This window comes from Spirillospora sp. NPDC047418 (genome assembly GCF_040643275.1).
Lineage (GTDB): Bacteria > Actinomycetota > Actinomycetes > Streptosporangiales > Streptosporangiaceae > Spirillospora.
Genome location: NZ_JBEYTW010000002.1, coordinates 116,842 through 127,752 on the forward strand (window position 1 = coordinate 116,842; position 10,911 = coordinate 127,752).

Annotated in this window: 8 protein-coding genes; 4 read left to right on the forward strand and 4 right to left on the reverse strand. The window is 75.3% G+C overall.

The window, feature by feature from the left end:
- Positions 1–5: 5 nt before the first annotated feature.
- The 3 genes from ABZ806_RS01675 to ABZ806_RS01685 all read left to right on the forward strand — a co-directional run bounded on the left by ABZ806_RS01675 (position 6) and on the right by ABZ806_RS01685 (position 5,479).
- Positions 6–1,262 (forward strand): glycosyltransferase, encoded by a 1,257-nt coding sequence (locus ABZ806_RS01675; protein ID WP_500214629.1) that lies wholly within the window; start codon positions 6–8, stop codon positions 1,260–1,262.
- A gap of 162 nt (positions 1,263–1,424) precedes the next feature.
- Positions 1,425–4,370, forward strand: coding sequence for a helix-turn-helix transcriptional regulator (locus ABZ806_RS01680; protein ID WP_500214631.1), 2,946 nt, complete (start codon positions 1,425–1,427; stop codon positions 4,368–4,370).
- A gap of 281 nt (positions 4,371–4,651) precedes the next feature.
- The gene (locus tag ABZ806_RS01685; protein ID WP_500214633.1) at positions 4,652–5,479 is read left to right on the forward strand and encodes a nitroreductase/quinone reductase family protein; all 828 of its coding nucleotides are present in this window, start codon (positions 4,652–4,654) and stop codon (positions 5,477–5,479) included.
- Here ABZ806_RS01685 and ABZ806_RS01690 read toward each other — a convergent pair.
- The 4 genes from ABZ806_RS01690 to ABZ806_RS01705 form a co-directional block, all read right to left on the reverse strand.
- Positions 5,476–6,540 carry an NAD(P)H-dependent amine dehydrogenase family protein gene (locus ABZ806_RS01690; protein ID WP_500214635.1) on the reverse strand — a complete coding sequence of 355 codons (1,065 nt, stop codon included), beginning with the start codon at positions 6,538–6,540 and terminating at the stop codon, positions 5,476–5,478. The genes ABZ806_RS01685 and ABZ806_RS01690 overlap by 4 nt on opposite strands.
- Positions 6,537–7,331 (reverse strand): SDR family oxidoreductase, encoded by a 795-nt coding sequence (locus ABZ806_RS01695; RefSeq protein ID WP_500214637.1) that lies wholly within the window; start codon positions 7,329–7,331, stop codon positions 6,537–6,539. The genes ABZ806_RS01690 and ABZ806_RS01695 overlap by 4 nt, the downstream gene beginning before the upstream one ends.
- An 80-nt stretch (positions 7,332–7,411) precedes the next feature.
- On the reverse strand, positions 7,412–8,365 hold the full coding sequence (locus ABZ806_RS01700; protein WP_500214639.1) for an ornithine cyclodeaminase family protein: 954 nt from the start codon (positions 8,363–8,365) through the stop codon (positions 7,412–7,414).
- A gap of 95 nt (positions 8,366–8,460) precedes the next feature.
- Complete coding sequence (locus tag ABZ806_RS01705) at positions 8,461–9,450, reverse strand: ABC transporter ATP-binding protein (protein WP_500214641.1); 990 nt, start codon at positions 9,448–9,450, stop codon at positions 8,461–8,463.
- Positions 9,451–9,807: 357 nt separating this feature from the next.
- Between ABZ806_RS01705 and ABZ806_RS01710 the strand changes: the two genes are divergently transcribed.
- Entirely contained in the window at positions 9,808–10,863 is a 1,056-nt protein-coding gene (locus ABZ806_RS01710) for a S1 family peptidase (RefSeq protein WP_500214642.1), read from the forward strand.
- Positions 10,864–10,911: the final 48 nt, after the last annotated feature.

Genomic DNA, 10,911 nt, shown 5'->3' on the forward strand with positions numbered 1-10,911 from the left:
CCGTCATGCATCGCTCGCTCAATATCGCACTCGTGTCCGCCTCCGACCTCGACGGCGAACACCTGCAGTCAATCCACGTCCGGGATCTCGCTCGTTCGCTCACCCGTCCCCTTGCCTCGGACGGTGAGCCGAACCAGGTCACGGTCTACGCGCGGCGGCAGGACCGTGCCGCCCGCGGACGCGTCCGGCTCGCGCCGGGCGCCGCACTCGTGCATCTCGACGCCGGGCCCGCCCGTCCGCTGTCGGACGAGGAGCTGCTGCAGCACATCCGCGACTTCGCGGACGAGCTGCGCCGCCGCTGGTCGGGTGCCGGGCGTCCCGACATCGTGCACGCGCACGGCTGGATCGGCGGCCTGGCCGCCTGCGCCGTGGCGCGTGAGCTGGGCATTCCGTTCGCGCAGAGCTACCACGGCGTGGCGGCCGCGCAGCGCCGCGCCGGGCGCCGGGTGCACCCGCACCGCGACCGCCTGGAGAAGGCCATCGGACGCGACGCCGACGTGGTGATCGCCGGACACGCCGAGGAGGCCGGCCAGGTCGTGCGGATGGGCGTGCCGCGCCCGTCGGTCGCGGTCGTCCCCTACGGCGTGGACGGCGACCACTTCGCGCAGGTCGGCCCGGCGATGCCGCACGGCGACCGGCGCCGCCTCGTGCTGGTCTGCGACGACCTGGAGACCGGTGACGCCGCGACCGCGCTGCGCGCCCTCGTACACGTCCCGGACGCCGAGCTCGCCGTCGCCGGCGGCCCCGAGCGCGAGGACCTGGAGAGCGACCAGGGCGTGCACCGGCTGCGCCTGCTCGCCAAGGAGCTGCACGTCGCCGACCGGGTGATCTTCCTCGGCCGGCTGCCGCACAAGAACCTGCCCAAACTGCTGCGGACGGCGGACCTGGTGCTCTGCCTGGCCCCGGACGAGCCGTGCCCGTCGGTGCCGCTCGCCGCGATGGCCTGCGGCGTCCCGGTCGTCGCGACCCCGGCCGGCGGGAACGCCGACGAGGTCCTCGACCACATCACCGGGCTGCACGTCCCGGCGGGGCGGCCGGTAGTGATCGGCCGCACGGTCCGGCGGCTGCTGTCGGAGGACACCACGCTGCACGGCTACTCGATCGCCGCCGCCGACCGCGCCCGCTCCCGCTACTCGCTGGAGCGGATCGCCGCCGAGACGCTGCGCGCCTACCTGAAGGTGCTGCCCGTCCCCGAGCCCGAGCCCGAGCCGGCGGACGCGGCCGAGCACCAGCCCGACCGGACCCCGGCCCTGGTCGGCTGACGGCCGGAGGGCGTGCGCGCTCGGGACCGTCCGCCCGGCCCCACCCGCCACCGACCGCCCGCCACCGGCCACCGAGCTCGGCTCATGTCCGGCGGGCCCCGGTTCCTCCCCCCCGCGGAGCCGGGGCCCGTTCATGTCCGGGCCGGTGGGATACTCGGCGGAATGAGCGGGGTGCTGATCGGCCGGGCGGCCGAGCTCGCGGAGCTGACCGCCGCGCTGGGGCGGGCGGCCGAGGGCGCCGCGGGCGTCGTGCTGGTCAGCGGCGACGCGGGCGTCGGGAAATCGCACCTGGTGTCCGCGCTGACGCGGGCCGCGCGCGGCCGGGGGTGCGCGGTGCTCGTCGGGCAGTGCGCGGAGCTGGGCGAGAGCATGCCGTACCTGCCGCTCGCGGACGCGCTGTGGACGGCCGCGCAGGCCGGCACCGCCGAGGGAGACGAGGTCCGCGCCGCGCTCGACGGCCGTCCCGTGCTGCGCGGCCTGCTGCCGGACGGCGACGGCGGCCCCGGCGCGGCATCGGAGCTCGGCCAGCAGCGGCTGTTCGGCGCGGTGCTCGGGCTGCTCGGCGAGCTCGGGCGGGACCGGCCCGTCCTGCTCGTCCTCGAGGACCTGCACTGGGCCGACCGGTCGACCCGGCACCTGCTGACGTTCCTCAGCCGCGTCCTGCAGCGCGAGCGGGTCTGCCTCGTCGGCACCTACCGGTCCGACGACCTGCACCGGCGGCATCCGCTGCGGCCGGTGGTGGCGGAGCTGCTGCGGCTGCCGAACGTGACGGGCGTCGCGGTCCCGCCGTTCGGCCCCGGCGAGACCGCCGAGTACCTGGCGGAGCTGTCGCGCGGCGCCGCGCCCGTGACGGCGGAGGTCGTGGACCGGGTGCACCGGCGCTCGGAGGGCAACCCGTTCTACGCGGGCGAGCTGTACTCGGCCGACCCGCAGGTGCGGGACGGGCCGGCGGAGCTGCCGTCCGGGCTCGCCGACCTGCTGCTGTCGCGGGTGGAGCGGCTGTCGGACGGCGGGCAGCGGGTCGTGCGGGTCGCGGCGGTGGCGGGGCGCCGCATCGACGACGAGCTGGTGCGCCGCGTGTCCGGGCTGGATGAGGCGGCGGTCGGCGAGGCGCTGCGCGAGGTGGTGTCGCACCAGCTGCTCGTCCCGCACGGGACCGGGTACACCTTCCGGCACGCGCTGCTGCGCGAGGCCGTCTACGGCGACCTGCTGCCGGGCGAGCGGACCCGGCTGCACGCCGACTTCGCCCGCCGTCTCGCGGACCTGCCGCCCGGGACGCGGGGGTCGGCGGCGGAGCTGGCCCACCACAGCCTCGCCGCGCACGACCTGCCGGGCGCGTTCGCCGCGTCGGTCCGGGCGGGCCGGGAGGCCGACCGGCTCGGCGCGCCCGCCGAGGCGTTCGAGCACTACGAGCGGGCGCTGGAGCTGTGGGAGGCCGTCCCCGCCCCGCAGGAGGCCGCCGGGACGGGCCGGGCCCGGCTCGCGCTGACGGCGGCGCAGGCGTCCGCGCGGGCCGGTGAGGTGCGGCGGGCCGTGCACCGGCTGCGCCGGCTCGTGGACGTCACCGACCCGGCGGACACCTCCCTCGGCTCGGTGATCCGCGAGCACCTCGCGGCCTACATGCTCGACCTCGACGAGCTGGAGGAGGGCCGGGTCATGGCGCGGGAGGCGGTGACGATGCTGCCCGCGGGCCCGCCGACCGCCGACCTCGCCTGGGCCCGGGCCACCTACGCCCGGACGCTGCTCTACCTGGACCCGGACGGCGAGATGCCCGCGATGGCGGAGCAGGCCGTCGCGGACGCGCGCGCGACCGGGGCGCCCGGCGCCGAGGCGGCCGCGCTGGTCACGCTCGGCATCTACCGGGAGTCGCGCGAGGCCGACAGCGGCGTCGCCGAGCTGTTCGCGCGGGCCCGCGACCTGGCCGACGCCGCCGGCGACAGCTCGCAGGCGGCGCTGCGCGCCCGGTTCCAGTACGCCCGGACGAAGTTCGACCGCGGCGACCTCGCGGGCGCCGCGGCGGCGACCGACGAGGGCGTCCGGTTCGCGCTGGACAACGGCGTCGAATGGAGCATGTTCGGGACCGCGATCCGGACGCTGCGGTACCTCGTCCGCTACACCGACGGGGACTGGGCGGAGGCGGACCGGCTCGCGGCGGGCTTCCCGCTGCAGGTCGTCCGGCCGGCCGAGGCGCAGGTCTCGGCGTACGCGCTGTTCGTCGAGGTCGCCCGGGGGCTGCCGGTCGTCGCCGAGCGGCTGCGCTGGATCTCGCCGCTGTGGCACGAGGACCAGCTGGTCAACTACATCGCGCGGGGCCTGGCGGCCGAGCACGCCCTGTGGCGGGGCGAGCCGGAGGCCGTGCTCGAACACGTGGACAGCATCGCGAACACGCTCTACGGCGAGGACGTGAACGTCATCCGCATCGCCGCGACCGGGCTGTGGGCCCACGCGGAACTGGCGGCGCGGGCCCGCGCCGCCGGTGACGCCGGCGCCGTCCGGCGGGCGGCCGAGGCCGCCGACGAGCTGCTGGGGCGGGCGCGGCACGCCGTCGGCTTCACCTATGAAGGAGAGCCCCGGCGCTGGCTCGGGTACGAGGGGCAGGCGTGGCTGGCCCGCGCCGAGGCCGAGCGCCGCCGGGTGGACGGCGTCCACGACGCGGGGCTGTGGCGCAGGTCGGCCGAGCTGTTCACCTACGGCGACCCGGGCGGCGGGTTCGTCTACGAGGTGGCGCGCTCGCGCTGGCGCCTGGCGGAGGCGCTGGCCGAGAACGGCGACCGGGAGGCCGCCGGGCGGGAGTGGCGCAAGGCCGTCGAGACCGCCGAGCGGCTGGACGCGCGGCCGCTGCTCGCCGCGCTCCGCGACCTCGGCGCCCGCGCCCGCCTGGACGCGGGGCGCCGCGCGTCCGCGCCGTCCGGGCCCTTCGCCGCCCTGACCGCCCGGGAGCGCGAGGTCCTGAAGCTCGTCGCCGAGGGGCGCAACAACCGCGACATCGCCGCGGCCCTGTTCATCTCCCCGAAGACGGCGAGCGTCCACGTCTCCAACATCCTCGCCAAGCTGAACGTGACGAGCCGCACCCAGGCCGCCGCCGTCGCCCACCGCGAGGGAATATGAATGTTGCACCGCGCTGCCCGGTTCACTAATCTTCTCTTCGTGACTGCCGGGTCGGCCTTGGGCCATGAGCGAGTGAGGTTCCCGGCCTCCGAGTGAGGCCGGGGCGGGCACGCGGCCCGCCTTTTCCACTCGCGTTCCCTCTCTTCTCTCCACGCGCATCGCGTGACGTCATCGGGTATGCCCGTGCCTTCCGGCATGCCCTTCATCGCCATTTCCCAAGCCACGGCCGCGCGCCATTTCCGTGGCTTATTCGACATGCCCGAAAACAGCTCAGGAGACTTATGGATTTCAACCGTCAGATCATCGAGGAGTTCCGCGCCAACGGCGGGCGGGTCGGCGGCCCGTTCGAGGGCGGGCGGCTGCTCCTGCTGACCACGACCGGGGCGCGGACGGGCGCCCGGCACACGACGCCGCTCGGCTACCTGCCCGACGGTGAGGGCCGCGTCCTCGTCATCGCCTCGGCCGGGGGCGCGCCGAAGGACCCGGCGTGGTTCCACAACCTGGTCGCGAACCCGCGCGTCACGGTCGAGAGCGGCGACTTCACCTACGAGGCGGACGCCGTCGTCCTGGCGGGCGCCGAGCGCGACGCCGCGTTCGCGCGGGCCGCCGAGGCCGACCCGGGATGGGCCGAGTACGAGGCCGGGTCGGGGCGGACGCTGCCCGTCGTCGCGCTCGTGCAGGTGCTGGCAGGGCCGCCCGGCGGGCCGGGGTCGCCGGGCGCGATGCTCGTCGCGGTGCACGAGGCGTTCCGGCGGGAGCTGCGGCTGATCCGCGCGGAGGTCGCGGCGTCCGGGGCCGGGGTCGGCGCGCAGCTGCGGATCAACTGCCTGACGCTGTGCCAGGGGCTCGGCAACCACCACATGGGCGAGGACCAGCAGATGTTCCCGCTCGTGGAGCGCCGCCATCCGGAGCTCGCGCCGGTACTGGCGCGGCTGCGGGACGAGCACGAGACGGTGAAGCGGCTGCTGGACGAGCTGCGCCGCGTCCTCGGCACCGGTGATCCCGCGTCGCTCCTGGCCGAGGTCGACCGGCTCGCCACCGCGCTGGAAGCGCACCTGGACCGGGAGGAGGAGCAGCTCCTCCCGGTGCTGGACGCGGTCGGCCTCTAGAGCAGGCCGCGGCCGGGGATCAGCGGCAGGTCCAGGGCGGTGAGCAGGCCGGGCGGCGCCTGGACGACGGCGGGAACGGCGTTGACCAGGCGCATCGCGGTGGCCTTCAGCCCGGCCGTGTTGTGGTCGCCGTCCGTGCCGAGGAGCCGCAGGTCGACGGTGTAGTCCGGCTCGCCGCGGACCTCCACCCGGTAGCAGCCGGCGCCGGCGGGCTGCGGCCAGTCGGGGGCGAGGTCGTCGCGGAGCCGGGTGACGTGCTCCAGGACGACGACGGCCTCGCCGCCGCGCATGCCGCGGACCTCGAAGCGCAGCGCGGCGGCGGTGCCCTTCTCGATCGTCCCGGCGGAGACGCCGAACGTGTCGGGGGCGGGCAGCCGCGTGTGCGACTCGGCGATCCCGTCCAGCTCGACGCCGAGGCCGGCGGCGAGCTGCCGGACGACGCTCCCCCACGCCATCGTGAGGACACCGGGCTGCAGCAGCATCGGCGTCTCGTCCATGGGGCGGCCGAAGCCCATGATGTCGAACAGGACCGTGCCCTGGTCGTAGGTCGCGTAGTTGAGGATCTCCATGCAGCGGACCTGGTCGATGCGCTCGCTGATGCCGGTGACGGCGAGCGGCAGCACGTCGTTGGCGAAGCCGGGGTCGATCCCGTTGACGAAGATCGACGCTCCGCCCCGGGCGGCGGCCTCCCGGACGGGGTCCGACATCTCGGGCGGGACGACGCCGTCCGGGAACTGCAGGAACACCGGGCTGCTGGAGACGACGTTCACGCCGGCGCGCAGGATGCGGCACAGGTCGTCGATCGCCTCCATCAGCCGGACGTCCGCCATCGAGGTGTAGACGACGCAGTCGGGGCGGAGCGCGAGCAGCGCGTCGGCGTCGCCGGTGGCGGCGACGCCGAGGTCGCGGCCGAGGCCCGCGAGGTCGCCCGCGTCCCGGCCGGCCTTGGCGGGCGTGGACGTCCAGACGCCGGCGAGTTCCAGGTCGGGGCGGGCGTCGATGCCGGCGATGGCGTGGCGGCCGACGTTGCCGGTGCTCCAGGCGACGACGCGGTAGGTCACAGGTCCTCCAGGTGGAGGTCGAGGTTGGGGGTCTCGATGCCGCCGTCCACCCGCAGCAGGCTGCCGGTGACGTAGGCGGAGGCGGGCGAGGCGAGGTAGAGGACGGCGGCCGCGACGTCCTCGGGGTCGCCGACCCGGCGCAGCGGCGTGCCGGCCTCGATCTCGGCGCGCAGTTCGTCGCTGCTCATGACGATGTCGAGCGCGGACGTCGCGATGGAGCCGACGGCGATCGCGTTGACGCGGATCCGCGGCGCCAGGTCGAACGCGGCGAGCCGGGTGTAGTGAGCGAGCGCGGCCTTGGCGCTGCCGTAGGCGAGGTAGCCGCGGCCGGCGATGCGCCCCACGGCGGAGGAGATGTTGACGACGCTGCCGCCCGCCTCCAGCAGGTGCGGGACGGCGGCGCGGGTCAGCGCGTGCGCGGTGGCGACGTTGAACCGGAACGCCTTCTCCAGGTGCCGGGGCTTGGTGTCCATGAAGGGCGCCGGCATCGCGCCGCCCATGTTGTTCACCACGATGTCGAGGCGGCCGAGGCCCTCGGCGGCGCGTCCGGCCAGCTCGGCGGCGGTGTCGGGATCGCTGAGGTCGGCGGGGACGACCAGCGCCCGCCGCCCGGCGGCCTCGATCTCGGCCGCCACCTTGCGCAGCTGCTCCTCAGTCCGGGCGGAGATCAGCACGTCGGCGCCGGCCTGCGCGAGCGCGACCGCGGCGGCCGCGCCGAGGCCGCGGCCGGCGCCGGTCACGACCGCCACCTTGCCATCGATTCGGAATCGATCCCAGATCACCGGCGTCACCTCCGGGCCGTCGCGTCACCGCCCGCACAGCCTACGCAGAAAGTAGAACGTGTTTCAATGCGCGTGCGGTGCACATCCGGTCACGCCAGGAAGTCGAACTCCGTGCCCGCGCCCGCGTGCCGGGCGGCGCGGTAGGCCGTCCAGCTCAGCGCGAGGTCCTGCCAGGGCAGCCCGACCGGCGCGTACACGGTGACCTCGCCGCGCCGCACCCGGCCGGGCACCTCGCCGCACAGCAGGTCGCGGAGCGTCCCCGCGGCGTGCTTCACGTCGAGGCCCGCGCCGGCGAGCACGCCCATCTCGACCGCGAGCGGGACGTCGTCGACGACGACGCGGGCGCCCTCCAGCAGGTCGGCGCCCAGTTCGGCCTTGCCGGGCTCGTCCGCGCCGAGCGAGGTGAGGTGCGTGCCGGGCGCCACGTCGGCGGCGTGCAGGAGCGGGCGACGCGCCCAGGTCGCCATGACGACGATGCCCGCGTCCCGGACGGCGGCGCGCGGGTCGGCGGTGACGGCGGCCGGGACGCCGAGCCGGGCGGCGTGCCGTTCGGCGAAGGCGGCGGCGCGGCCGGCGTCCAGGTCGCAGACGGTGAGGCCGCGCACCTCCCGCAGCTCCGCCAGGCCCCGCATGACCAGCTCCGCCTGCGCGCCCGCGCCGATCACCGCGACGGTGCCCGCGTCGGGGCGGGCGAGCGCGTGGGTGCCGAGCGCGGCGGCGAGCCCGGTGCGCCACGCGGTCACGGTGGCCGAGTCGAGCTGCGCCAGCAGCTCGCCGGTGCCGAGGTCGTGCAGGCAGACGACGCCGCGCAGCGCCGGGCGGCTGCCCGGGAACTTGGCGTTGACCTTCACCGTGTAGGCCGGTATCTCCGCGACGACGCCGGGCAGCAGCGCGGTCGCGGTGCCCTGGCCCGGCAGCTTCGCGATCACCCGGCGCGCGGCCGTCCCGTCCGCGGCGGCGGTGAAGCCGCGGCGCAGCGCGTCCAGGCAGGTGGCGGGATCGAGCAGCGCCGCAAGGTCGGAACGGTTCAAAAGGAGCGTCACGGGACTATTCTCCCGCAGCGTGGGCGCGCCGGGCGGTGGGCGCGCCGCAGATCATGAGCGCGGCGGTGCGCCCGGCGGCCCGCGGCCCCGACCGGCTAGCGGCGCCACTGGCGCTGCGCGACCAGGCTGTCCCAGTCGTTGAGCCAGTCGCGGCCCTGCTCGTCGATGAAGGAGCCGGGCGGCGGGGTGATCCGGTGGTCGCGCAGCCAGTCGCCGGGGCGCCGCATGGTGGGGCGGAGCCGGCCGTCGCTCGGCATGAGCTGCGGCTGGATCGGCGCCGGCATCGGCGGGGTCTGCGGCTCGGCGGCGATGTCGGCGACGTCCTTCTCCTCCGCCATGCCGATGGGGCCCTGGCGGCGGGCGTTGAAGAACTGGTGGACCGCCGGGTGCGTGCTGGACAGCACCATCTCCCGCGGTCCGAACATCACCAGGCCGCGGCGGAACAGCAGGCCGAGGTTGTCGGGCAGGACGCGGGCGGTGCCGATGTCGTGGGTGACGATGAGGAACGTGGCGCCGAGTTCGGTGTTGAGGTCGACGAACAGCTGGTTGAGGTAGGCGGTGCGGACGGGGTCGAGGCCGGAGTCCGGCTCGTCCGCCAGGATGATCTCGGGGTCGAGGACGAGGGCGCGGGCGAGCCCGGCGCGCTTCTTCATCCCGCCGGAGATCTCGCCCGGCAGCTTGCCCTCCGACCCGGTCAGGCCGACCATGTCCATCTTCTCCAGCACGATGCGCCGGATCTCCGACTCGCCCTTCTTGGTGTGCTCGCGCAGCGGGAAGGCGATGTTGTCGTAGATGTCCATGGAGCCGAACAGGGCGCCGTCCTGGAACAGCACGCCGAACTTGCGGCGCATCTCGTAGAGTTCGCTCTCGCGCAGCCGCGGGACGTCGCCGCCGCCGACGTACACGTGGCCGCGGTCGGGGCGCAGCAGCCCGACCAGGTTCTTCAGGAACACCGACTTGCCGGTGCCCGACGGCCCGAGCAGCGCGGAGATCTCGCCCGCCGGGATCGTGAGCGACACGTCCTCCCAGATGACCTGCCGGCCGAACGACTTGCGCAGCCCTTCCACCCGGATCTCGACGCCCATGGGCACTCCCGTGCCGGGGAACCGGGGGCGGGGGGTTCCGCGTCATAGTGTCCGGTCCCCCGCCGCCTCCGACTGTACGTCGGGAACGGCGCGCCGGGGAGGCCCACATCGGACGCCCGGTCCGGGAGGCCGGAGTCCGGGATGCACCGGCCGCATCCCGAGACATAATCGCGTTCGGTTCACCGGGCCGCACTCCGGCATGCCCGGACTGACCACCTGCGGCCCCGCAGGGTGCCAACGAGGCCGCCCGGAATTGGTCACCTTCTGCGTCTTACGTCCGCATTGACGGTTCTTACACGATGTCCAGGACCTCCGGCGCACCACAAGGGTGCGCCAACCCCCCCGCTGGAGGCACAAGTGAAGAACCGTCACAGGCGCGCCGGCGCCGCCGCCGTCACCGCGGCGGCGGCCGGACTCGTGGCCGCCACCCTCGCGGCCGCTCCCGCCGCGTCCGCCAGCCCCGCCGCGCCGGCAGCTCCCGCCGCGCCCGGCACGCTGGCGAGCTCCCTCGCCCAGCAGCTCGGCGCCCAGACCGCGGGCTCCTACCTGAAGGGCGGCACGCTGGTCGTCACGGTGACCAACGGGCAGGCCGCGCAGGCGGTCCGCGCCGCGGGCGCCGTGCCGAAGACCGTCGCGCGCAGCGGCGCCGACCTGGCGAAGGTCATGAAGGCGCTCGAACGCGACGCGACCGTCCCCGGCACCGCGTGGGCGGTGGACCCGGCCACCAACCAGGTCCTGCTCACCATGGACAGCACGGTGCAGGGCGCCAAGCTCACGAAGGTCAAGGCCGCGGTCGCCGAGCAGGGCGCGGCCGTCCGCACCGAGCGGGTCGCCGGGCACTTCCAGAAGCTCACCCGCGGCGGCGAGGCCATCTACACCGGTGGCGCGCGCTGCTCGCTGGGCTTCAACGTCCGGTCCGGCAGCACGTACTACTTCGTCACCGCAGGGCACTGCACCAACATCGGCACGACCTGGACCGACAGCTCGGGCCGGACGCTCGGCCGCACCGTGGCCAGCAGCTTCCCCGGCAACGACTACGGGGTCGTGCAGTACACCTCGGCGCCCACCGACACGCAGGGCGGCGTCAGCCTCTACTCCGGTACCCGCGACATCACGAGCGCCGGGAACGCGGCGGTCGGGCAGACCGTGTACCGCAGCGGCAGCACCACCGGCCTGCACAGCGGCCGGGTCACCGCGCTCAACCAGCGGGTGAACTACGCGGAGGGCAGCGTCAGCGGCCTCATCCGCACCACGGTGTGCGCCGAGCCCGGCGACAGCGGCGGCTCCCTGTTCGCGGGCTCCACCGCGCTCGGGCTGACCTCCGGCGGCAGCGGCAACTGCTCCTCGGGCGGGACGACGTTCTTCCAGCCCGTCACCGAGCCGCTCTCCCGCTACGGGCTGAGCGTCTACTGATCTCGCGGCTCCACTGAGCAGACGGCACCGTGAGAGGCGGGCCGCCCC